The organism is Gilvimarinus gilvus (genome assembly GCF_030518155.1).
In the GTDB taxonomy this organism is placed as follows: domain Bacteria; phylum Pseudomonadota; class Gammaproteobacteria; order Pseudomonadales; family Cellvibrionaceae; genus Gilvimarinus; species Gilvimarinus gilvus.
Window position 1 is genome coordinate 1 of record NZ_JAULRU010000731.1, and the last position, 22,128, is coordinate 22,128.

22 protein-coding genes and 2 pseudogenes are annotated in these 22,128 nt (G+C 52.4%); 2 read left to right on the forward strand and 22 right to left on the reverse strand.

The annotated features are described in order from the left end of the window. Positions 1-188, forward strand: a pseudogene (locus QWI17_RS18175) (hypothetical protein); the annotation flags it as partial. A 335-nt stretch (positions 189-523) separates the two neighbouring features. Next, a pseudogene (tnpC, locus tag QWI17_RS18180) lies at positions 524-1,117 on the forward strand (IS66 family transposase); the annotation flags it as partial. Positions 1,118-1,719: 602 nt separating this feature from the next. On the opposite strand, the gene QWI17_RS18185 reads toward tnpC, so the two are convergent. The 22 genes from QWI17_RS18185 to QWI17_RS18290 form a co-directional block, all read right to left on the reverse strand. Next, entirely contained in the window at positions 1,720-2,121 is a 402-nt protein-coding gene (locus QWI17_RS18185; RefSeq protein ID WP_302723945.1) for a hypothetical protein, read from the reverse strand. 493 nt (positions 2,122-2,614) lie between these two features. Beyond that, a complete protein-coding gene (locus QWI17_RS18190; protein ID WP_302723946.1) occupies positions 2,615-3,052 on the reverse strand; it encodes a hypothetical protein in 438 nt (145 codons plus the stop codon). A 73-nt stretch (positions 3,053-3,125) separates the two neighbouring features. Beyond that, positions 3,126-3,575, reverse strand: coding sequence for a hypothetical protein (locus tag QWI17_RS18195; RefSeq protein ID WP_302723947.1), 450 nt, complete (start codon positions 3,573-3,575; stop codon positions 3,126-3,128). A 1-nt stretch (position 3,576) separates the two neighbouring features. Further along, the gene (locus tag QWI17_RS18200) at positions 3,577-3,996 is read right to left on the reverse strand and encodes an EVE domain-containing protein (protein WP_302723948.1); all 420 of its coding nucleotides are present in this window, start codon (positions 3,994-3,996) and stop codon (positions 3,577-3,579) included. A 1,418-nt stretch (positions 3,997-5,414) separates the two neighbouring features. Continuing rightward, positions 5,415-6,179: a sulfite exporter TauE/SafE family protein gene (locus QWI17_RS18205; RefSeq protein ID WP_302723949.1), complete on the reverse strand. Its 765-nt coding sequence runs from the start codon at positions 6,177-6,179 to the stop codon at positions 5,415-5,417. Between the two features lie 27 nt (positions 6,180-6,206). Then, entirely contained in the window at positions 6,207-7,436 is a 1,230-nt protein-coding gene (locus QWI17_RS18210) for a beta-ketoacyl-ACP synthase (RefSeq protein WP_302723950.1), read from the reverse strand. Beyond that, positions 7,433-8,659 (reverse strand): beta-ketoacyl-ACP synthase, encoded by a 1,227-nt coding sequence (locus QWI17_RS18215; protein ID WP_302723951.1) that lies wholly within the window; start codon positions 8,657-8,659, stop codon positions 7,433-7,435. The genes QWI17_RS18210 and QWI17_RS18215 overlap by 4 nt, the downstream gene beginning before the upstream one ends. Then, positions 8,659-9,384, reverse strand: coding sequence for a 3-oxoacyl-ACP reductase FabG (fabG, locus tag QWI17_RS18220; RefSeq protein WP_302723952.1), 726 nt, complete (start codon positions 9,382-9,384; stop codon positions 8,659-8,661). The genes QWI17_RS18215 and fabG overlap by 1 nt, the downstream gene beginning before the upstream one ends. Positions 9,385-9,398: 14 nt before the next feature. Continuing rightward, complete coding sequence (locus QWI17_RS18225) at positions 9,399-9,929, reverse strand: hotdog family protein (RefSeq protein WP_302723953.1); 531 nt, start codon at positions 9,927-9,929, stop codon at positions 9,399-9,401. Beyond that, a complete protein-coding gene (locus QWI17_RS18230) occupies positions 9,919-11,112 on the reverse strand; it encodes a beta-ketoacyl-ACP synthase (RefSeq protein WP_302723954.1) in 1,194 nt (397 codons plus the stop codon). The genes QWI17_RS18225 and QWI17_RS18230 overlap by 11 nt, the downstream gene beginning before the upstream one ends. Continuing rightward, entirely contained in the window at positions 11,109-11,633 is a 525-nt protein-coding gene (locus QWI17_RS18235) for a hypothetical protein (protein WP_302723955.1), read from the reverse strand. Before QWI17_RS18235 ends, QWI17_RS18230 begins: the two co-directional genes overlap by 4 nt. Next, positions 11,633-12,880 (reverse strand): NAD(P)/FAD-dependent oxidoreductase, encoded by a 1,248-nt coding sequence (locus QWI17_RS18240; protein ID WP_302723956.1) that lies wholly within the window; start codon positions 12,878-12,880, stop codon positions 11,633-11,635. Before QWI17_RS18240 ends, QWI17_RS18235 begins: the two co-directional genes overlap by 1 nt. Before the next feature lie 19 nt (positions 12,881-12,899). Beyond that, a complete protein-coding gene (locus QWI17_RS18245) occupies positions 12,900-15,224 on the reverse strand; it encodes an MMPL family transporter (RefSeq protein WP_302723957.1) in 2,325 nt (774 codons plus the stop codon). Positions 15,225-15,236: 12 nt separating this feature from the next. Continuing rightward, positions 15,237-15,872, reverse strand: a complete 636-nt coding sequence (locus QWI17_RS18250) for an outer membrane lipoprotein carrier protein LolA (protein WP_302723958.1) — start codon at positions 15,870-15,872, stop codon at positions 15,237-15,239. Between the two features lie 3 nt (positions 15,873-15,875). Beyond that, complete coding sequence (locus QWI17_RS18255) at positions 15,876-16,331, reverse strand: acyl-CoA thioesterase (RefSeq protein WP_302723959.1); 456 nt, start codon at positions 16,329-16,331, stop codon at positions 15,876-15,878. Next, on the reverse strand, positions 16,324-17,880 hold the full coding sequence (locus QWI17_RS18260) for an HAL/PAL/TAL family ammonia-lyase (RefSeq protein ID WP_302723960.1): 1,557 nt from the start codon (positions 17,878-17,880) through the stop codon (positions 16,324-16,326). Before QWI17_RS18260 ends, QWI17_RS18255 begins: the two co-directional genes overlap by 8 nt. Next, the gene (locus tag QWI17_RS18265; RefSeq protein WP_302723961.1) at positions 17,870-18,835 is read right to left on the reverse strand and encodes a lysophospholipid acyltransferase family protein; all 966 of its coding nucleotides are present in this window, start codon (positions 18,833-18,835) and stop codon (positions 17,870-17,872) included. The genes QWI17_RS18260 and QWI17_RS18265 overlap by 11 nt, the downstream gene beginning before the upstream one ends. After that, entirely contained in the window at positions 18,832-19,584 is a 753-nt protein-coding gene (locus tag QWI17_RS18270; RefSeq protein WP_302723962.1) for a glycosyltransferase family 2 protein, read from the reverse strand. The genes QWI17_RS18265 and QWI17_RS18270 overlap by 4 nt, the downstream gene beginning before the upstream one ends. Then, positions 19,581-19,934, reverse strand: a complete 354-nt coding sequence (locus QWI17_RS18275; protein WP_302723963.1) for an ApeI family dehydratase — start codon at positions 19,932-19,934, stop codon at positions 19,581-19,583. Before QWI17_RS18275 ends, QWI17_RS18270 begins: the two co-directional genes overlap by 4 nt. 2 nt (positions 19,935-19,936) lie before the next feature. Further along, positions 19,937-21,322, reverse strand: coding sequence for an AMP-binding protein (locus QWI17_RS18280; RefSeq protein ID WP_302723964.1), 1,386 nt, complete (start codon positions 21,320-21,322; stop codon positions 19,937-19,939). Continuing rightward, complete coding sequence (locus QWI17_RS18285; RefSeq protein ID WP_302723965.1) at positions 21,319-21,876, reverse strand: COG4648 family protein; 558 nt, start codon at positions 21,874-21,876, stop codon at positions 21,319-21,321. The genes QWI17_RS18280 and QWI17_RS18285 overlap by 4 nt, the downstream gene beginning before the upstream one ends. Further along, entirely contained in the window at positions 21,876-22,124 is a 249-nt protein-coding gene (locus QWI17_RS18290) for an acyl carrier protein (RefSeq protein ID WP_302723966.1), read from the reverse strand. The genes QWI17_RS18285 and QWI17_RS18290 overlap by 1 nt, the downstream gene beginning before the upstream one ends. Positions 22,125-22,128 lie beyond the last annotated feature (4 nt).

Sequence of the window (22,128 nt, forward strand, 5' to 3'; positions counted from 1 at the left end):
ACTCACTGCCCTCAATTTTAGAGAGACTCAACATTCCCTCAACCGACTGGCTGGAAAGCTGCTGCCATATTGAAAGCCAATTCAGTCAAGCGATTGGCTCTGTAACCAAAATCACGGAGCTTTGTGAATCTCTAAACCAAAAATGGATGCGCGGTATTCAAAGCTGCCGACGACTATTTCCCGCTTAAAGTTAAACGTGGACCAATAACCAAAGATTATACCGAAAGGTAGGGATTTTTATTTCTGGAAATCACCGAATTGATTGAAATTCTCTTTACATACATTGAACTTTAACCTTTCCCCAATTTAACAAGACCTTGAAAACAACGCATGAAGAAAATCAAAGATTCCCTTTAATTTGTGGCTGTCCTAGTGTTTGCATTTAATTTGTGGCTGTCCTAGTGTTTGCCCAATTTAACAAGACCTTGAAAACAACGCATGAAGAAAATCAAAGATTCCCTTTAATTTGTGGCTGTCCTAGTGTTTGCATTTAATTTGTGGCTGTCCTAGTGTTTGGAGCAAGGATTACCAGATCACCCGTCTTGGCTGCTGGGCCCACGCCCGGCGCAAACTGATGGATGCGAAGGCCGCTCAGAAAAAAGGCAAAGCGGGCAAAGCCGATCAGGGCCTGGCGTTTATCCAAAAACTGTACGCCTTAGAAAAGTCCATAAAGGATCAACCGCCGGATGAGCGCTACCGAAGGCGACAGCAAGAGGCCAAACCGATCATCGATAAACTCAGAGCTTGGCTTGAAAAAAGCTTGCCTCACGTGCCGCCGCAAAGTGCGATTGGCAAGGCACTGTTATACCTGCACAACCAGTGGGACAGGCTCGTGCGCTACTTGGACGATGGCCATTACCCCATCGACAACAACCGGGCAGAGAACGCCATCCGACCGTTCACTGTGGGCCGTAAAAACTGGCTGTTCGTCAACAGCCAGGCTGGTGCCAAAGCCAGCGCTAATCTATATAGCCTGATCGATACGGCCAAGGCCAACGGACTCAACCCGTACGCTTACTTGAAGGTGGTTTTTAAAGAGCTGCCCAACGCGCAGAGCCTTGAAGCCATTGAGGCCTTACTGCCGTGGAACGCTAGCAAAAATTTAGACCAAGTGTAACTGGGTGGTTGGTTTGGCGCTTACTAGTGTTTCATCAAACCTGCACCACTAACCAAAGATTATACTGAAAGGTAGGGATTTTTATTTCTGGAAATCACCGAATTGATTGAAATTCTCTTTACATACATTGAACTTTAACCTTTCCCCAATTTAACAACACCTTGAAAACAACGCATGAAGAAAATCAAAGATTCCCTTTAATTTGTGGCTGTCCTAGTGTTTATATTCTCTGAACCAAAAATGGATGCGCGGCATTCAAAGCTGCCGACGACTGTTTCCCGCTTAAGCTAAAACCTGTTCCGAAAATTCAACGATTATGCCGAAAGGTAGAGCGCCGGGTGTCTGAAATTCATCGATTTGATTGAAACACTATTTATAGGTGTTGCGCTTTAACCATCTTAAAAATTTTTCAGCCTATTGAAAAATGATTTGGCGCAATCAAAATTTTCTTTCAGTTTATGGATGTCCTAGTGTTTTGTTTATGGATGTCCTAGTGTTTTTTAAGTTTATGGATGTCCTAGTGTTTTTTACGACACATTGAAAACAACGCATGAAGAAAATCAAAGATTCCCTTTAATTTGTGGCTGTCCTAGTGTTTGCCGTTAGGATTGTTTTTCAAATTTAGCACCAACAGAAGTTAGGTATGCAATGGCAATTATCGCTCCATCTGCCAACCCCATTAAATTCAATATTGTTACTTCATATGCAGTATGAATCCGGAGACCGTAGCATAGCCCAAGAACAACAGAGAAAAAATAGAATGCAACAAACCCAATTCTTGCGAAACGGTTAAAAAAGAATAGGCCTATTAATAATACCAGCCAAACAACCAACGTGCCCCAATATGTTAAGTGGCTGGTCGGAATTACCGCCCCAAAGCCATCTTGATCAAGTAGGTACAGCTGTTCATTTGAGAGCCACATGTAGTCGAAATATGGCATTGACCAAAATATGAGACTCAAAACGGCCGCAAAAACTACAAGACCCCTGAAAATTGATTCCATGTAAAAATCCTAACGCCCAAATATGTGGCGCCCGACGCAGGAGGGCGTCCGGCGCGTGAAACGCGCGTACATGATTTGATTGTTATGGCTAAACTTCGGTCTATCTAATTGAGCCATTCGCCCGATACCCTTCGCGATGCCTTTAATTCCAATATGCCCCTATAGACCAGAAACACTGACAGCAAAAGATACACGCCCATCCAAGCCCAGAAAACCCGCGGGGTCGCCGCGAGAGCGACTGTAGGGGCAGCCGAGGATGTCGCCAGATATGCTGGGCTTGCAAGAGTATAAAGCTCTCCGGTGTACAGGCCATAGACAGCCATTCCTGTGCAAGCCAAGGCGAGAAATATTGCCCCTATTCCGTCTGCTATAAGCCGTCGCTTACTCATTCGTTCCGTCCATAACGCCTCAAACACCGGCTTGGTGAAGTTGGCGGCTTTTTTGCGCAAGCGAAAAAGGTGACAGCTTTACCAATTCCGCGTGCTTTGACTTGTTAAGGTTGTCGTTGATCATTGCCATCTCGATCCATAAGCATCATTTCTCTAAAGAACGATTTGATACTGCCCTTATGTAAAAATTCATCCATACATTCATGATCAAGTAAAACCGGAAGAAAGCCCGAATCAATATTGAAGGCATACAAATTCCCCGCAAAGTCATCGCCAATAACTAGATAGTTGATGCCCTTCGTTTCGTACCAAGAGAAGTCTTCATCTTCATGACACAGAGCCGGCCTATTGTAGATCATGTACTGATCCTCTCGCGCAGAACCTGCGCCAATTTCCATTAGGTAAGAAGTGTATTCATTCGGCAATCCTGGGAACTCGAATTCTAGAGCTTTGCATTCATCTTCTGAGAGAATATCCCGCTCATTGTTTTCATCAGACGGATCTTCAACTCTTTTTAGAAACTGGATTTCGTCTTCGTACAAGATAAAACCTTAACGCCTTGCTCACCGGAAAATTAGGAGCACAGCGAGTAATTTTTCCGAGTGCAGCAACTTGTTAGCCATTTTGATGCTGCAGCGGTTTCCAATTCCCGAGTATTTGAGCATTTTTTTCTAATCTTTCTGATACTGTTTTTCGAAAAGCAAGAAACCTATCAGCCTCGGTAGCCTCTCCATTTTTTACTACCTCAGCTAAAGTGGCCCACGCTTCTTCAGCTTCTACATCCTCTAAATTAGAAAATGGCCCCTGCAAGGCAACGTAAATATCATTACCAAGCTCCTTTGCAAAATTAGATGATATTGGACTTGGCTCCCTAATAACCAAATAAAACACAAGGATTGTGTACACAGCTAAAAATGCAATTATCGCTGGTATTAAAATGTCTCTGTAAGGCTCAAAAGAGTAAGCCATACCACCCAGAACTGCTTCTACCATTAGAAGGATAAGCACTAAAAAAGTAAATGGATCTTTGACTTTATCCAGTAGTCCAGTATCGATGCCAGCCATCTTACGCTCCTATTACAGGAGGATTCTCACCTCTCGATTTCGTTAAATTGATCAGGGCTTTAGCTTCTTCTTCTGAGAGAAGGAAGTTGGTTGCCTGAGGAGCTCTAAACAAGAGAATATTCTTTAAGATAGCATCACCTTGAAGCATGGATTTTGATAGCCTTTCTCCAAATTTCTCCTTGTAAGTGACATCTACGCCATAACTGTTCCAGTCATCCTTTATATAAGGGTCTGAGTCGATTACTCCCCAACCATAAACTCCTTTGCGTTCATCAGGTCCGGCCATCCAGAAAAAAACATAGTCCCCCACCTTCATTTTTTTCCGGTAGCGCGTGGCATACCACGTATCTTTCTTATTTTTAACTAGCTCAGTTTCTAGATCAAAACGATCTGGAACTGATTGAAAAATATAAACGTTCATAAAAGATCCTGATTTCTTGATAATTCCTGGATGGCTAACAGTTAATTCAAAAGACTAAGTAAAATCCCCCGCGGCAATATAACACCCCGAGAAGTTAGACGAAAAAGTGTTGCTAAGCAATTGATATTACTGAAATAAGGAGCTATTTTTGACAGTTCCTTGTCCGAGAAAAGAAAGACTCTTTCTTTATAATTCTGACTTTATTCGTTTTCTTTGTTCTGAACAACCCCTATGCAACCTAATGATTGTATTGCGGTTTTTACAACCCTCCCTCGAATTGGCGTCAAACTTTACTTAAAGCTACGTGAAAAAGTGTTTTGACAAATTTTGCGGGGCAAATTAACCAGTTTGTCCATACAAACCGGCAATGACGATTTATGCGTCACGGAGCCACCTTTCCCCATCTCATCCAGCCGAATTCGAGCTGGTTTTGTGGGTTAATTGCACATAGGAAAAGTGAATGCCGGAAGTCCGACGTCTGATGAGCATAGAAAGTCTGACGTCCGACGTCTGATGTCGGACGTGAAAAAACAATCATACTACGAAGTTCCCGACCCCTCCCGTCGCATCCAGCCGAAGGCGAGATAATTTTGTGGGTTTATTGCACATGGAGGTGCAATTAAGGAAAAGCGCTGGGAAGCGATCTTTTCCGACCCTCAAAATTAGCTCGAATTCGGGAACCCGAAGGGCTGAGATGCGGGGCGCGTCTTTTGGTTACTTTTCGTCGCGTCACGAAAAGTAACTCGCCTGCCGGGCGAAATCCGGCAAATGACTAGAAAAGAAAAGTCTGATGTCCGACGTCAGAAGTCTGAAACAACCCACGATCAGCAAAATGCGCTACGGAGCACGCTTCACCCATCTCATCCAGCCGAATTCGAGCTGATTTTGTGGGTTAATTGCACATAGGAAATGTGAATACCTGAAGTCCGACAGGAATAGAAAGTCTGACGCCCGACGTCTGATGTCTGACCGAAAACAAGGCCATACTACGAAGTGCCCTACTCCTCCCATCGTATCCAGCTGATACGTAGGCCAATTTGGGTGGTTAATCGCGCATGGAAGAAGCGAATGTCAGACGTCCGACGTCTGATGTCTGATGTCTGATGTCTGACGCAAAACAAAACTATGCTACGAAGCCCCCTCCCCCATGCCACTGAGCCGAGTGGAAATTGATTTTAGTGGGTAAGCACGCATGGAAGCGTGCGCAAGTATCGTTAGGCCAGGGAGGGCCTATCGAGACGGCCCACTAAAATTAATTGGAGCGAGGGGACCCGACGGGCCAGTTGCCGGGGTGAGTTTCTTGGCTACTTCTTTGCTCACCAAAGAAGTAGCTCGCCCCACCCGGGCGAATTCCGGGCAAAATTAAAAAGCTAAGCGTGACGTCGGATGTCTAACGACAGATGCAAAAGAAACACACACTAAGACAACCAAACCATCAACGATTCCCCAACCAACTTAACCCCCGCAAACGCCAACAACACATAACACACCCCATAAAACCACTTATCCGATACGCGGTGGTGTAGCCACACCCCCAACCACACACCAATGGGCGCCAACGGCAACAGCACCAACGAGGTATACAGCGCGCTTAAATTGAGCTGGCCCATCCACACATAGGGTACAAGCTTGATGTAATTCACCACACTGAAAAATAACACCGTGGTGCCCACAAACAAAGTTTTCGGCAAGTGCTGAGGCAACAGGTAAATGGAGATGGGCGGGCCGCCGGCATGGGCAATATAACTGACAAAACCGGCCACTGTACTCCAGAAACTGCCGCGCACCACACTGGCCTTTTGCACCGCCACGCGCTGCAACACGTGTTTACCCCACACGTAATGGCCAACAAAGTACAGCGCCATTACCCCCACCATAAAACGGATTTTATCGGCGTCCATATAGGTGAACATCGCGGCGCCCAACGCCAGGCCAATCATGGCGGCGGGAAACATAATCAGCAGGTTGCGTTTATCCCACTTGCCGCGAAAGCTCCAAAGACTCACTAAATCCATGCTGCACAGAATAGGCAAAAGCACGGCGGCGGCTAAGCGAGGGTCCACCGCCAGCGACAGAACCGGTACGGCGAGCGAACCCAAGCCGCCACCAAAACCACCTTTAGAAAGCCCAACCAGCAGTACCACGGGCACCGCCAACGCGTAAAAAATCCACTGATCTATCATGGCTGAATCCGTAAGAGATTGACTCGCTTAAGCGTCAAACCGTTGAAAAATAAGCGACGTATTAATACCGCCAAAAGCAAAGTTGTTGGACATTACCCGCTGACACTCGATGGGTTGTACCGCACCAGTCAAATACTGCAAAGGGGCGCAATTGGGATCGATATTGTTCAGGTTTAAGGTGGGCATTAGCCAGCACTCGCGCATCATGTGCAAGCAGGCCCAGGCTTCGATTGCGCCACCGGCGCCAAGCGAGTGCCCCAGGTGGCCCTTGCAACTGCTTACCGGCACCCGGTCCTGAAACACTTGGTAAGTGGCGGCACTTTCCGCCACGTCGCCAAACTGGGTGGCGGTACCGTGTGCATTAATATAATCAACATCGCCGGCGCTTAAGCCGGCATCGTCCAGTGCCAACTGCATGGTGATTTGCATGCTGGCACTGTCGGGTTGGGTGACATGGCCGCCGTCGGAGTTGGTACCAAAACCAATCACCTCACCGTAAATCTCAGCGCCGCGCGCCAGCGCGTGATCGAGTGATTCTAAAATTAACGTGCCGGCGCCCTCGCCGATAACCAGGCCGTCGCGGTCCGCATCGAAGGGGCTCGGGGTTTGGGTTGGCATATCATTTTTGGTACTGGCCGAGCGAAAGGTATCGAACACCGCCGCCTCGGTGGGGCACAACTCTTCGGCGCCGCCGGCAATCATAATGTCCTGTCGGCCGCTGGCGATGGCCTCATAGGCGTAACCAATGGCTTGGCTGCCGGAGGTACAGGCCGAGGAAGTCGGGTATACACGCCCTTTCACTTCGAAAAATACCCCCAGGTTAACCGCCGTGGTGTGGCTCATCATTTTGATGTAGGTGGTGGCGGTAATGCGGGACAGGTCGCGGTCGGTAAGCATTTGCGCAAATTCGCGAGCGGCGTCGGTGCTGCCGGTCGAGGAGCCATAGGCAATACCAACCCGGCCACCTTGCAGGATTGGATCATTGAGTAAGCCGGCCATACTCAGCGCATCACGACTGGCCACGGTCGCCATTTGCGACACCCGGCCCATGCTGCGAATTTTTTTGCGCGGATAGTTCCCGGTTAAGGCAAAGCCGTCCACCGGACCACCGAGCTGAGTATTTAAACCTTTAATATCAGCCCACTCGTGCATCACACGAATACCGCTGCGGTTATTTTTTACCGCGTCGCTAAAGCCGGGCCAATCTGAGCCCAGTGCGGTTACCGCACTCAGGCCCGTGATCACCACACGGGTCATGAATCGCCGCGCTTAATAATCAGCGATGTGTTCACACCGCCAAAGGCAAAGTTATTACTCATGGCGTATTGGCAGTCCAACTCCAGACCATTGCCGGTAATGTAATCGAGCGGAGCGCACTCGGGGTCGATATTGTCTAAGTTAATGGTGGGCGCAAACCAGCCGCTGTGCATCATCTCTAAAGTCATCCACGCCTCCAGCGCGCCGCAAGCGCCGAGGGTGTGGCCGATGTAACTTTTCAGCGAGCTAATCGGTTTGCCTTCACCGAGCACGGCGCAAGTGGCCTGTGACTCGGCCACATCACCTTTAGAGGTGGCGGTGCCGTGAGCGTTGACGTAGCCAATATCGTCCGCGCTCAGTTGAGCATCGTCCAACGCCATGCGCATGGCATCGGCCATGGTAACGGCGCGCGGCTCGGTGACGTGAGCGCCGTCGGAGTTGGTGCCATAGCCCACAATTTCGCCGAGAATGTTTGCTCCGCGCGCCTTGGCGTGCTCGTAATCTTCCAAAATCAGGGAACAGGCACCCTCACCCAACACCAAACCGTCGCGGTCTTTGTCGAAGGGGCGCGGGGTTAATTCGGGTGTGTCGTTACTGGTACTGGTGGCAAACAGAGTATCGAATACCGCCACCGGAGTAACGTGAAATTCTTCCGCGCCACCGGCCACCATGACATCCTGCATGCCGTACTTAATCGCTTCATAGGCGTAACCAATGCCCTGGCTGCCAGAGGTACAGGCCGAAGCGGTGGGAATAATACGCCCGGTCATGCCAAAGAAAAGGCCGATATTAACGGTGGCGGTGTGGGTCATGGTACGCAGGTAGGTGGACGCGGTTAAATCCACGGTGGTGTTGTCGGTCACCACCTTGGTCAGCGCCGGCACATCGCCCGGGGTGCCAATACACGAGCCGTAAGACACACCGACGCGGCCACTTTTAAGCAGTGGGTCGTCGATTAAGCCGGCCATGGCCAGTGCGCGCTCGCTGGCATCCACGGCCATAACCGACACGCGGCCCATAGAGCGCAATTTTTTGCGCGGGTAATGTTTCGGTGTGGTGAATTCGAGCGGTGCGCCCAAGCGGGTGTTAAGCCCTTCAATAGCGTCCCACTCGGCAAAGGCTTGCACTTTATTTTTGCCCGCGCGCAGGCCGGCCTCGACGCTGTTCCAATCGTTACCCAGCGCGCTGACCGCACCCACACCGGTAATCGCCACTCTACGCATTACAACATACCACCGTTAACAGAAATAACCTGACGGGTAATATAGGAGGCTGAGTCACTCATTAGGTAACCCACCAGGCTTGCCACTTCGTCGACCTGACCAAAGCGGCGCAAGGGAATCATTTTTTTCGCCTCGTCGGCAAACACTTCGTCGATCATATCGGTTTCGATAATGCCCGGGGCTACGCAATTCACGGTAATTTTACGCTTACCTAATTCCAACGCCAATGATTTGGTGGCGCCAATTAAACCGGCTTTGGTTGCGCTGTAATTTACCTGGCCGCGGTTGCCGGCCAAGCCCGCCACCGACGATAGAGTAACAATGCGCCCGCCCTTGCGCGCCTGCACCATGGGCATAACCAAAGGTTGCAAAATGTTGTAGAAACCGTCGAGGTTGGTGTGTATCACACTGTCCCAATCGTCTTCGCTCATGGCGGGGAAGGCGTTGTCGCGGGTAATACCGGCGTTACACACCACACCGTAAAACGCGCCTTTGCGCTCGACAAAATCCGTGAGTACATTGCGGGTAGTGGCGCGGTCGGCTACATCAAAGCACAACAATTCACTTTCGCGCCCCAAAGCTTGCACTTCAGCGACGACGGCCTGCCCCAACTCTACGCTGCCACGGCAGTGCACAATGACATCAAACCCATCGCGAGCCAGTTGCAGTGCGATAGCGCGGCCAATGCCGCGACTTGAGCCGGTCACTAATACTTGACGAGCCATAGATAATACTCCTGTTAGGCGAGTTGCCCTGCTTGTGCAATGCGCTGCGGGTCACTGGCCTGCAGATACTCTTCGAGGCTATCGGGGCGAAACGCCGAAAACTCCCCCTCGCACACCCGTTGCTCAACACCGTCAACGCACTGCATGATTGTTCCGTGGAAGGCCACAATAGGACCATCGATAAAATTTACGTCTACGTGAATGCGCAGCGTAGCACCGAGCGCAAAACTCGGCTGCTGTACTTGCAACTGACGGGCACTGATAAGAAAGGCGGGGCGAATCTGCTCACCACCCTCGCCGGACGGATCAATGTCAGCACTCTCCCCGCCGGGCTTTTCGGCATCGTGCAGCCCTACCCACACGGCCGCCGTCTGCGCCATATATTCAATGGCCGTCCAGCTCGGCACGGCATTTAAGCTCGCATCAAAAAAAACATTGTTGCTGTCTACAACCGCTTGCGCCACCACCGACTCCGGTGCCTGCTCGAGCACAGTATCGATTAAACGAAACGGTGGCCGGTGGGGAATTAAATGTTCAAGCGTCATCAGCCAGCCCAATAATCAGTGCGGCGTTATTACCACCAAATGCAAACGAATTGCTTAAAAACACAGGTTGGCCGCTGGCCGCCAAACAATCGCCTGTGTTAACAAGGTTCAGCTGGGGCAGTGCCGGATCGTAATGTCCGTCGTAGCAATGAGGCGGTAGTTTACCACTGCCCCCGGTTAGGGCCAGCCACATCAAACCCGCTTCAGTGGCACCGGCTGCACCCAGAGTATGGCCAATTTGCCCCTTACTGCTACTTACCTGCGGTTGATGTGGGAACAAACGCGAGATGACCGCCGACTCCATCGCATCGTTAAGCGGCGTGCCGGTGCCGTGCAAGTTCACATAACCGATGTCCTCGCGACGCAAACCGGCCTCGGCCAGCGCCATGCTAATGGCGGCCTCGGCGCCGGCGCCCTCGGGATCAGGCGCGGATATATGATGAGCATCGGAGGAGGCGCCGGCCCCCAGTAATTGAATTCGGTGGCGCAGCGGCTCTTTGCTCACCACAAAAAAGGCGGCGGCTTCGCCAATATTAATACCGCGGCGGTTGGTACTAAAGGGGGAGCACATGGTGTCGCTGACCGAATCCAGCGCGGCGAAGCCATTGACCGTCAGCCGACATAAACTATCGGCACCACCGGCAATAACGGCATCCGCCATGCCGGTGTCCAACAGACGTTTGGCGGAAGCGAGGGCATGCGCACTTGAGGAACAGGCGGTAGATAACGTATAGGCAAGGCCGTCAAGCTCACAATAGGCGGCCACTAACTCGGCCAGATTGCCAATTTCTTGCGCGCGGTAGGCGTAATCCGGCGGGGTAACGCCCGACTGGCTATAGCTTGCCACGGCCCGCTCGCCCTCGGCAATACCCGAGGTACTGCTACCGGCCACCACCGCAATACGAGATGATTGATAGCGCGTTTTTAGCTCGCCAATAGTATCGGATAACTGATCGACGGCGGTTAACGCAAGTCCGGCATTGCGACTGCCATACGCCGCCAGACGTTCAGGTACCGGTGCTAAATGTGCGGCAACCGGCGCGACATAGGTCGCCTTGCCCGGCACCCAGTCACACGAAACTAATCCGCGATGACCGGAAAACAAAGCACGGCTAACGCCGGTACCATCACCGCCCAAGGCGTTCACTAAGCCTAAATCTGTCAGATAGCACGCCTGACTCATGGTGAGGATGTCCGTAACGTTAAGGTTATTTTTGTGGGCGCTAGGATAACAGAATCCGGCTGGGCTTTGCGCCATTGCCATACCGGTTTAGTGTTGGCAAATAAGGTAATTTCCGCATTATTCTCAATTCGCGAAAGACCCGCCTGGCTCATACAAGCGGCGCTCAATTGTTCGCGTACTTGCCACCAGTACACAGCGCTGATTAAGTTCTCGGGCGACATTCCGCGGTACAACGGTTGCCGATTCACCGCCACCGATTGCTCCGCTATTAGGCCATTGAATTGTGGGTTGCCCAGCGTATCCATAGCGATATAACGCACGCCACCGGCCTCGGGCTGAACGCGCAAAATCAGTGGTATCGGCGCCTGTTCAGGCTCGCGAACGGAGACCAGCAAGGTGCCCTGGGCAGGCGTGGGACACACGGCCAGTTGCGGCGTGGGCAAAGGGCTGCTACAGCCCGCTGTAAACAACAGCGCTGCCAGCGCAAAGCCCGGAATAATAAAAACCCGTGTGACTCGCATTAGGCCGCAGAGGAGCAGAACTCGGCTAAGGCACGCATTCTGCGACGAGGCTCGGCGACAAATGGATTTTTTTCATCCCAGGCGTAACCGGCCAATATAGATGAAATCATTTCCCGCACGTTGACTGATTGCTCAGGGTAAAAAATAATGTCCTGGAACAGACCGTCGTACCAGGCATCGACAAATACACGGAACGTGTCTACCCCTTTGCGCAGCGGTATTTCGTAGTCGTTTTGCCAATCGACGGCCTCACCGTCGAGTTGTTTGGCCAGCACCTCTACCGCCATACTGGCCGAGCGCATGGCGATGGTAACGCCCGAAGAAAATACCGGATCGAGAAACTCTCCGGCGTTGCCCAAAAGCGCGTAATTGTTATTGGCCAACGACTTAACATTGCAGGAGTAACCGGTAATTTGATTGGCGGGGTACTTAAACTGCGCGCGTTGCAGTAGATTTGCCAGCACCGGCGACTCGGCCAACATGGTTTGCACCAACTGCAGAGGTGTAGCGGCACCGCGTTTACGCAATTTCTCTTCGCTCGCCACTACGCCTACGGAACACTTACCGCCACTAAAGGGAATAAGCCAGTACCAAATGTCGCGCTCTTCAGGGTGTACAGTGACCAATATTTTATTGCGGTCAAAATCGGTGGACTCAATACCGTCGTCAATATGCGTAAAGGCAGCCTGACGCACAGGAAAGTCCGAGGGAGTTTCTAAATCCAGCAAGCGCGGCAGCACACGGCCAAAACCGCTGGCATCCAATACAAAACGACAGTCGATTGTACGCGACTCGCCTTCCGGCGTTGCATAAGTCACGGTGTTGCCGCCACCATCATGCAACTGGCAATCGCTAATGGAGTGACAGTAACGAATGTCGACGCCTTGCTTTTGTGCTTCATCCGCCAGCAACTTATCAAAGCGGGCGCGCTCTACCTGAAAAGTGGTACCGTGGCCGGGAGAAAACTTTTCTTCGAAATTGAAGTAGGTACTGCGCTCACCCCAACCAAAGGCCGCACCGTTTTTAAACTGAAATCCGGCATCGCGCACCGCCGGCAAAAAACCGGCCTGTTCAACGTATTGCATACACTGGGGCAGCAAGCTTTCACCAATAGAAAAGCGCGGAAATTGTTCTTTTTCAAAAACGATCACACTAAATCCACGCTGTTTAAGCAGCGCAGAGGCAATGGCACCGGATGGACCAGCACCAATAATTACAACGTCCACCTGATCAGGTACAGCTGCCATACCGAAACTCCACTCTCTATTACGGTCGTTGCGCCAAGGGCGCCAAGAAAAATGCCAATACAATTCCCACAAACACCGCCATACCAAACTGGGCAATAGCTAGCGTACCGCTCAGGGCGAGTAGGCCAAACGATAGCACGGTCGTCACGGTCGATAAACCAATGGCCAGCAATGTAGAACGCACTAAACCTGCCGACTCGCGTATAAATAGGGTGTAATCGATTCCGATTCCCAATACCAACATCAGTGCCATGATATGAAACACACTAATAGCGTGTCCCATCACCAGCAGTAAGGCTAAGGTCACCACGCTGGCCGCCGCCGGCGGCGTCACCACAGCCAACGCCCCAAACGCACCGTAGCGCCAACACAGCAACAGCCAAATAAGCGCGTAAGCGAGCAACAAAAGGCCGCTGGCATTGTGGCGATAATGTTCAAGCAATTGGTTGGTGCGCCCGACCGGATCTACCCAACTGACATGCGGCCGGGTACTCGCCAATTGTATAAGCGCCTCAGAGCTAAAGGGCGAATACAGGTTCACAACGCTATAGACGCTGCCCGCATGAGAAAACAGCAATGGCACCGCCGCATTGGCGCCCGCGCTATTGAGCAGCTGCCCGGGAGCGATAATAGGCGCGGTAGTCAGGGAGTCGACAATGGTCGCCCGCCCGGATTCGCCGACGCCCAGACGCGTTAATAACTGCTCCAAAGCGCCGGAATCAATTACCCTCTGCTGCCACAACTCCAGGTTTTTGCGCTGCTGACCAGGGCTTGGCAACCAACGATTAAGTGTATCGTAGTCAGTCAGTTGTTGCGCGTCGCGCAATGCAGCCAACGCCTGGTCGGTTTGTTCCAGCCTTGCCAACAACGTCGCAGCATCCGGTGCCTGCACTAACAAGTACTGAAGCGCCTGCCGCGCCCCCAAAGAGTCGCGGAACGTCTCTTCCATTTGCTTGAGCTCAGCGGGCGGACTTTGCATTTGTCGAATATCGTCATTGCTTTGCCACAATGGCCAAATCGTCAGCGCTACTATGCCAAGCGCTAACCCCCCCAATGGACGATATAGGCCGACAAAGATCGCGCGCTGCATACCTTGTATAGCGTACAGCAGAGCCAATAGCGTTGGCGATGAGCCTGTGGCGTTGGGGCGGGCCAACAGCAGTGGGAATAAACCCATTACCGTAACAAAAGCGGCAATCAGTCCCGCGCTCGACATAACCGCCACCTGGGTAAAACCCGGAAAGCCGGTAGCGGAAAAACTCAAATAACCGGCGACACTGGTGAGTAATCCCAGACTCAGTGGCGCCAGTAAACGGCGGTAACCATCACTTAGTTGCCAGTGCGCGGCGGCATCAAAGCGCTTCGCGTAAAAATGCAAAGTGTAATCAATAGCGACGCCCACCAGGGCCGAGCCAAACACCAGTGCGATTACATGAACATGACCAAACCACCACTGCACCACGCTAAGCCCGGCTAACACTCCAACCCCAATGGGTACAAAAGCCAACACTAGCAACGACGGGCTTCGAAACACCCATAGGAACAGGCACACAATACCGAGCAGTGAGCCCAGGCCCACAGTAGATATTTCGCGCTTGGCCTGTTCGGTGCCAGCGTGGGTATAAAAAAGCGCGCCGGTGGTTAATATATCGGCACCGGGCAAGGTACGCACCTCAGCCAGTGCACTATCGAGCGCTTGAATCGCCGCCTGTTGCACTTGCAGACTAAACGGCGAGGCTGCCAGCGTTAACCGCACTAGTAGATACGATTTCCCATCGACATCTACTTGTGCAAAGCCTGCATCGTTAATGTGGAGCTTGTCTCCGGTTGGTTGCCAGTTGGCTTTAAAAGCCGCCAGCGTTCCCAGCGGGTCGGTTGCAAGCTCTCGCGAAGAAAATCCGCCGGGGCGCGTCATTAACCTGCGCCAAGCACTTTGACTTAATTGCTCCGCGCTCAGTTGGTTAAGTTGCGTGCGCGATGCCGGCGTTAATAACAATGCCGGATGCTCTGAGGCAAGACGAAACGGCTCATCCGCCATATCAATGGCTTTTATAGCCACTTTACTAAAGCACTGGCATTGCACTAGCTGTGCCTGGGCTTTTTCTAACGGTTGTTGCAGCTGTTCTACTTTGGTCGTGTGGACAAGAAGCAGTATTTCTCGCTCGACTTTTTGCGCACGGTGCTGATCCGCAATACTCTGTGCCGAACGCGCATCCTGCCCCGGAAACAACGCCAGAATGTCATTGTTAAACGTCAGCCTAGGCAAGGTCGCAACACCCAAGGCTACCGCGGCCAGCATAAGCACTAAACAGAGTATTTGAATGCGCCGCAGTGATCGCTTCATGTGCGCCACCGGTTACGGCTTTTTGCTACGGTAAATAAATTCGATTTGGCTGAAGTCGCCGTTTGGCTCCCGTACGGTGACCCTACTCATCTGTCCTTGCTGACCACTCACCACAATCGCAGCAATGGCCGAAGCTAAGCGATCGTTGTTCGGTTGCAATCGCAATTGCCAAGGTTCGCCTAACCCCTCAGCCGGCACCTGCAGAGTAAAAAAGCGATGCAATCCATCGAGTTTGAGCTCAAACAGTTTGCTGACAATTTGAAAAAAACCATACACGGATGGTTCGGTGCGTGCAGAAATTTCTAATTGCTCGCCATCGAGTGTTCGCAGTATCCGATCATCGCGCACCTGATAGAGTACCGGGAAGGGCTCTGTTACCGACCAGTCGATATCGCCATTTTCCTCCAATAAAAACTCGCCTTTCGACTGCAGAGGTTGCTCCAGTATGGCCATGTGCTTTTGTTGCACCATTGTGCCGCTTACCGGCAATGAGGCCGATAATTGTTCGGCAATTTGCTGCAGGCGCTGCTGGTCGGCTTCCAGGGTAGCCCGCCATACAACAGAGTCGGCATCAACCCGAGCGGGAGAGTCTGCCGCTGCGGTTAGCGCAGTCGCGAGCAATAATAACAAGGCAGGCAGTTTGGACATCGCTTAATTTACCTGCTCGGGCGTTTGGCTCTGTGTGTCCCAAAACGCTTGTAACTTTTGCGCAAATAGGTCGGGCATGGCATAACACATTTCGCCGCTGGCGAGATCCACGGCAACCTGCACGCTGTAGCCTTTGGTAAGAACATCGCCACTTTCAACATCGACAATGCGGTAGGCAATTTTTAAGCGGACTTCCCACTCTTGCAGCGTAGCTTCGATACGGATGGCACGATTAAAGCGCGCCGGGCGCACATACTTGATGCGAATATCCACCACCGGAAAGCCATAGCCGGAATCGCGCATGGCCTGATAATTGTACGCAAGCGCATCCAGTAATTCGCAACGCGCGTCCTCAAAATATTTGACGTAGTGACCGTGCCAGACGATGTCCATACTGTCGACATCGTAAAACGGTACTTTGCGATCTAGCGTAACCGACATGGCGTTGGCGTTAGTCATTTGGGTAAAGCTCCCAGCGTTGATCCCGGATAAGTTGAATCGTCTGACGCAAGACGCCTTCGAGCGCCCGATCTTCATCGACAATGTCAAAGTACTCGCGCACTTCGGCATACATGCTTTCCAGTGTCGGTGTTATGGCGCTGTGGTCAAAATCGCTCTGTTGTTTGCGCAAATAAAAGGCCTGAGTAGCCGTCAATAACCCTGCCGCCACCACTTGCTCGGTCAGCTCCAGTACCCGCTCACAATCGCGCGCAGCAATGGTGCCCATACTGACCTTGTCCTGATTGTGGCACTCGGTTGAGCGAGAAAACACGCTGGCCGGCATGGTGTGCTTGAGTGCCTCTGCGGTCCAGGCCGATGTTCCTATTTGTACGGCCTTAAAGCCGTGATTGATCATTGCCCGGTCCGGAGTCGCCCCGGAAAGGTTCGATGGCAGGCCATTATTGAACTTTACGTCCATAAGTAACGCCATTTGGCGATCCACCAAGTCAGCAATATTGGCAACCGCCACTTTCAGCGAATCCATTGCAAACGCAATGTGACCACCGTAGAAGTGGCCACCGTGTAAAACGTGCTCACCTTCGCCATCGATAATCGGGTTGTCGTTGGCACTGTTGAGCTCGGTTTCAATAAACTGGCGAAACCAGGGCAGCGAGTCTTGCAACACGCCGATAATATGTGGCGCGCAGCGCACCGAGTAGCGGTCTTGCAAACGATCGGAGTTGCGGGCCACTTCGGCCGCCTGTAGGTCGTCGTGAATCCAACGGGCGATTTGCCCCTGGCCCGGATGCGGCTTTACCGAAAACAATTTGCCATCGAAATGGTTGGTGTTGCCTTTGAGCGCAACACTGACCATAGCGGTGAGGCGGGTTGCCAACTTGGCCAGGTACTGCGCACGGTCAAACGTCAAACAGGCGATGGCTGTCATAACCGCCGTGCCATTCATAATCGCCAAGCCCTCTTTCGGGCGCAACTGCAGTGGTGCTAAACCTTGCGCCTGTAAAACCTCGGCGGCGCTTTTGCGCTCACCTTTAAAGTACACATCGCGCTCACCCACCAATGAGGCCGCCACGTATGAGAGCGGCGTTAAATCACCGCTGGCGCCAACGGAGCCTTCCTCCGGCACCACCGGTACGATGTCGCGTTCAATGTAACTTGCCAGGCGATCGAGTAATTCCATGCGCACGCCAGAGTACCCGCGCGACAATGACGCCAGACGCGAGGCGAGAATGGCGCGACCATGGGCGCGGTCAAACTCCCGGCCCAATCCGCAGCCGTGAAAACGCGTGAGGTGCAGGGGCAACTCCTCGACCAGATGCGGCGGAATCGATACGGTACAAGAGTCGCCGTAACCGGTGGTGACTCCGTAAATAACCCCCTCTTCTTGCCACAGGTCTTTGACAAATTGAGCGCTGGCCTCAATGCGCTGGCGCGATGCCGCATCGTCGGTAACGCGAGCGCTTGCGCCTCGCGAAATGGCAACAATATCTTCAATTGTGACCGGCTTACAGCCGAACTCAATGGTGTTTCGCGATGTGTTAACGGTCATTGTGGCCAGTTACTCCTGCATCTCGCTTATTAGTGTTTTGGTCATCGTTCCAGTAGTCAAAAAAATTGAACCACTGCAGCGGGTACTTACGGCACAACGCCTCTAAGTGTTGCAAATAAGCCCCTAAAATTTCCTGGCAAACGGCGTCGCGGTGACTGCGCGGCACCCGCCCGCCATCGTACAACAGTTCGAGGCTCGCTTCGTAGCCTGCGGGCGTTGTGTAACCCGCCATAAAGAACACCGGTACATCCAGCATTAAGGCCAACCAAAAAGGCCCGGTGGGAAATTGTGCCTGCGCACCGAGAAAATCCGCGCTGAAAAAGCGCTCACTGTTACCCGGGGGTAAACGATCCGCCAGCAAAATTAAAAACTCGCCCTGATCCAGCTTTTCTTTCAGCATCATAGCGGTCGCCGGGGTCACTTCTGTGACCTGAATCAAACGCACCTCTGCTTTATCGCTGGCGCTGCGCAACAGTTCGTTAAAATTTTCGGTATTGGCGGTGTGCAATATTACGTTTAGCTTGAGTGAGCCGTCGTTTTCCACCACGGCCCGGCACATTTCCAGGTTGCCAAAGTGCGCCCCCAGCAGTACCCCGCCCTGCTTCTTTTTTTGCAATTCCAGCATGGTGGCGTGGCCGGGGAAGCTTACATTCGTGCGCTCAATGCGTCCCATCCAGGCGCCGAGCCGGTCCATTAAGGCGCGGGCAAATGCCATATGATGGCGCCACACTTGCCAACGCGTAACGGGCTTATTGGTGGCTCGCTGTAAATACAACGCCGAGTGACGGCGCGTGGCGCTGCGCGTCAGGTAAAAATAGAACACCACAACGCACACCACCGGGTACACCAAAAAACGACCGCCGTGGCGATAAAACCAAAACAGCAAACGCATTGCCTGCAAATTGCCGCGCTCGCGAATATCCGTCCATTCGGGACGGCCGTGACCGTCACTCATGACAACACCTTGCGCAGTTTACGCGCCAACAATACCGGGGAGCGCAACAACATACCGGCCACCAGTTTTGTGTGCATCCAGCTGATGGCGATGTTGTCCCCCCAAATGCGAAAATTAGAAACACCTTGCTCAGGGTAAATGACTTTTGTCGGTACCGAAATGACGTCCAGCCCGCGCCAATATAAGCGCACCAATATTTCGGTATCAAAGTCCATTCGCTCGCCTATTTTGACATCGCGCGCCAATGCAATAACCGGCGCCAATGGGTAAACCCGAAAACCACACATGGAATCTTTTATATCCAGCGACAAGGTTTCTACCCACACCCAAAAATGCGTAATGTAACGGCTGTATAAGCGATGCTTAGGGACCGAGGCATCATACTGGGGAATACCCGCGACAACCGCCTCAGGTTGTGTCTGCGCGCGCGCAATAAAAACGGCGACATCTTCAACGCAATGCTGCCCGTCGGCGTCTATTTGCACCGCGTGGCTATAGCCTAAATTATAAGCATGGTGCATACCGAGCAGCACCGCCGAGCCTTTGCCACCGTTGGGGTATTGCTCTATCAGCTCACTGGCAGTCTCCACACTGAGGGCTTTTAACTGATCACTGGCCGCATCATCCCCACCATCGTTAACCAAGATACAGGCAATGCCCTGAGCGCGAAGATGGCGCAAGGCAGGCCCAACCAAGTGCGCGTGGTTGTACACGGGAATAACAACACAAGCGCTGAACGTGGGGCTCACGCCGGCAACTCCTCGACGCGCAGCGCGCCGCGCGAGCAATCACCCAAGCCATTGCGGTAGTGAAACTTTACCATCTGCTTTTGCGGCAGGTATTGTAAGGTCAGGTGCAGGGTTATGGGCGGCCGCACCAACTGCTGAAATTTATTGGACTGTAAGGCCTGAAATTGAAACTTGCGTGCAAAGTAGTGTTCTGCCAAGTGCAGCGCCCAACCTATTTGCACCACGCCGGCGAGCACCGGCAGGCCGTCGAAGTGGCCGACAAAGCAGGGAAAATCGTCAGTCAGTGGCAGTGACAACTCAACTTTGTTGTCACTGCGCTCAAGCACGCGCGCGGCGGGAGGCTGCAACATATTTATACTCGCGCCTCCAATAGGTTTTGAATATCCACAGCCAGTATCTTGCCCTGCGTATTGCGCGGCATAGCGTCGAGGTAGCGCCAGCGCCTGGGCAGCAAAGGCAATTCAAAATAATCCTGCAAATGTCGTTTCAGAATAATGTTCACGGGCCGTTTACCACGTACGGCAATAGCATCGAGCCCCGCTTGGGTCAGCGCCGCCACCACGCCGACTTCGTCGCGCCGACCGCGAACTATCGCTACCCGGCTCTCCAGCACCCACTCGTGCTCATTAAGGCGGGTTTGCATTTCATTGAGCGATAACCGCTTGCCTTCAACTTTAACCACGGTATCCGCGCGGCCCAGCAGCAAGAAGCGACCGTCGGGCTGAAGCTCTACACGGTCGCCCATCACAAATTCCGGCAATCCACCCAAATGATTGCCGCGTACGCGCAAACAGCCGTTTGGCGATTGATCGACGCTGACATTGGGCAGAGCAGTCCAGCACTCGGACTCATTTTGACGACGGTAGGCAACCCCCCCAGTTTCAGTACTGCCGAGAACCTCTATGGGCGCACGGCCTAACACTTCAGTTATGGCCAAGGCATCTGTCTTGGCCAATAGGCCACCGGAAGAAAAAACGCTGGAAAATGCTCCAGCCTGCGCACAGAAGGGTTCAGACTGCGGCAATCGGGAAAGGTGCGTCGGGCTTGACACCAACACAACCGGCGCCAGCTTTTCAGCTTGCTCGGCCAAGACCTCCGGGTAGTGACAGGCTGTTATCGCGAAAGGTGCCCGTCGCACCAACGGCCACAAGAGCACATGCAACAAGCCGTAAATATGCTGATGCGACACGGTCGCCAGTACCGGATGCTGTTGCACCTCGCCGGCAAAAGCCTGTTCCAGCTCGACCAGTTCGCCGTGCAAATCCGCCAACGTTTTGCGTACAGGCGTCGGTTCAGACGTGGTGCCAGAGGTAAACAAAATCATCTCCACCGAACCCACCCCGGCGGACTCGCTAAGCGCTTGTAAGGCTTCAGGTTTAGCTGTTGTTGCCAACAACCCGGCCGGGTGCCACTGCGGGCAATCCAAGGCCGGTAGCGGCTGATCGGTTATCAGTGCGGAGAAATAATCATTCATTTGACCTGCGGCCCCGGCCTGCAGGTTATGTGGCATAACGATGCGCTTACCGGCCAGTGCCAGTGCGGCGAAAATGCAGAGGAAGTCCCAGGGGGAGCTCAGCCACAGTCCAACGCTGTGTTCGGCTTGTTGTGCAATACTTGCGTAAAAGCGCTCTACCCGCTGTTTAAAGTCGTCGGCACTGAAGACGGTGTCGCCATCGACGGCAACGATATGGTCGCCACCTTGCAGCGCAAGATACCCTATGTCCAAAGGTTCAGTCATAACGCGTGTTTTTTATGAAATATTAAATGCCGGTAGGCGAACTCACCGCCAAACAGCAGTCCCATCAGTAGATAGGCAATAACCCCGTTGTACAGTGCCCAGACCTCTCGGCTGGCGAACAAGGCCGTCACCGCGGCCAGTGCGGCATTGACAAGAAAAAAACCCACCCAAATACGCGTCACCCAAGTGGTGTAGGTCAATACAATATCGGGTAGACCTTCGGGATAATCCAGTGCGGCAACTCGGGCAGGCAATGTCGGCGGGTGTACAAGGCTGTACATAAAGAAGCCCGCCATGGCCACATTAATGGCTGTCGGTAACAACTTTAGTAAGGTTTCATCGTTGCTCCACCACAAGACGGCGGCGGCGCTAGTCAGAGCGGTCACAATCAACAGCCGCTGCCACCAATGCTTTACCTTGCAAGCAAACCGCAGCAAGTAAACCGTAGCAATCGCCAAACCGAGGACTCTCGGTTCTAGCCATTGCATACCTACGTACACCAGCAATGGATACAGCAATAGCACGATCATGGCTACCACTGTGAGAACGCGCATCAGCCTTTACTCAGTAACTCGTCAACCACATCGACGGCGTCGCCGATCGTGCGCACGCCTTTAAACTGTTCCGGCTTGAGTTGCTTGCCCGTTACACTGTGAATTTTGGCGGCCAAATCAATAGCGTCGATGCTATCAAAATCCAAATCTTGATAGAGATCGGCGTCCAGCGAAATATCGTCCTCATCAATCATAAAGGATTGAATTAGGACCGATTTGAGTTGGTTGTAAATTTCTTCTTTAGTCATGGAA

Coding starts and splice junctions, on each gene's coding strand:
- QWI17_RS18230 (WP_302723954.1), bottom strand. CDS start 11,112: ATGAGTCAGGCGTGCTATCTGACAGATTTAGGCTTAGTGAACGCCTTG.
- QWI17_RS18255 (WP_302723959.1), bottom strand. CDS start 16,331: ATGACTAACGCCAACGCCATGTCGGTTACGCTAGATCGCAAAGTACCG.
- QWI17_RS18225 (WP_302723953.1), bottom strand. CDS start 9,929: ATGACGCTTGAACATTTAATTCCCCACCGGCCACCGTTTCGTTTAATC.
- QWI17_RS18245 (WP_302723957.1), bottom strand. CDS start 15,224: ATGAAGCGATCACTGCGGCGCATTCAAATACTCTGTTTAGTGCTTATG.
- QWI17_RS18265 (WP_302723961.1), bottom strand. CDS start 18,835: ATGAGTGACGGTCACGGCCGTCCCGAATGGACGGATATTCGCGAGCGC.
- QWI17_RS18195 (WP_302723947.1), bottom strand. CDS start 3,575: ATGGCTGGCATCGATACTGGACTACTGGATAAAGTCAAAGATCCATTT.
- QWI17_RS18280 (WP_302723964.1), bottom strand. CDS start 21,322: ATGACTGAACCTTTGGACATAGGGTATCTTGCGCTGCAAGGTGGCGAC.
- fabG (WP_302723952.1), bottom strand. CDS start 9,384: ATGGCTCGTCAAGTATTAGTGACCGGCTCAAGTCGCGGCATTGGCCGC.
- QWI17_RS18285 (WP_302723965.1), bottom strand. CDS start 21,876: ATGCGCGTTCTCACAGTGGTAGCCATGATCGTGCTATTGCTGTATCCA.
- QWI17_RS18290 (WP_302723966.1), bottom strand. CDS start 22,124: ATGACTAAAGAAGAAATTTACAACCAACTCAAATCGGTCCTAATTCAA.
- QWI17_RS18235 (WP_302723955.1), bottom strand. CDS start 11,633: ATGCGAGTCACACGGGTTTTTATTATTCCGGGCTTTGCGCTGGCAGCG.
- QWI17_RS18240 (WP_302723956.1), bottom strand. CDS start 12,880: ATGGCAGCTGTACCTGATCAGGTGGACGTTGTAATTATTGGTGCTGGT.
- QWI17_RS18275 (WP_302723963.1), bottom strand. CDS start 19,934: ATGTTGCAGCCTCCCGCCGCGCGCGTGCTTGAGCGCAGTGACAACAAA.
- QWI17_RS18215 (WP_302723951.1), bottom strand. CDS start 8,659: ATGCGTAGAGTGGCGATTACCGGTGTGGGTGCGGTCAGCGCGCTGGGT.
- QWI17_RS18210 (WP_302723950.1), bottom strand. CDS start 7,436: ATGACCCGTGTGGTGATCACGGGCCTGAGTGCGGTAACCGCACTGGGC.
- QWI17_RS18185 (WP_302723945.1), bottom strand. CDS start 2,121: ATGGAATCAATTTTCAGGGGTCTTGTAGTTTTTGCGGCCGTTTTGAGT.
- QWI17_RS18260 (WP_302723960.1), bottom strand. CDS start 17,880: ATGACCGTTAACACATCGCGAAACACCATTGAGTTCGGCTGTAAGCCG.
- QWI17_RS18250 (WP_302723958.1), bottom strand. CDS start 15,872: ATGTCCAAACTGCCTGCCTTGTTATTATTGCTCGCGACTGCGCTAACC.
- QWI17_RS18205 (WP_302723949.1), bottom strand. CDS start 6,179: ATGATAGATCAGTGGATTTTTTACGCGTTGGCGGTGCCCGTGGTACTG.
- QWI17_RS18200 (WP_302723948.1), bottom strand. CDS start 3,996: ATGAACGTTTATATTTTTCAATCAGTTCCAGATCGTTTTGATCTAGAA.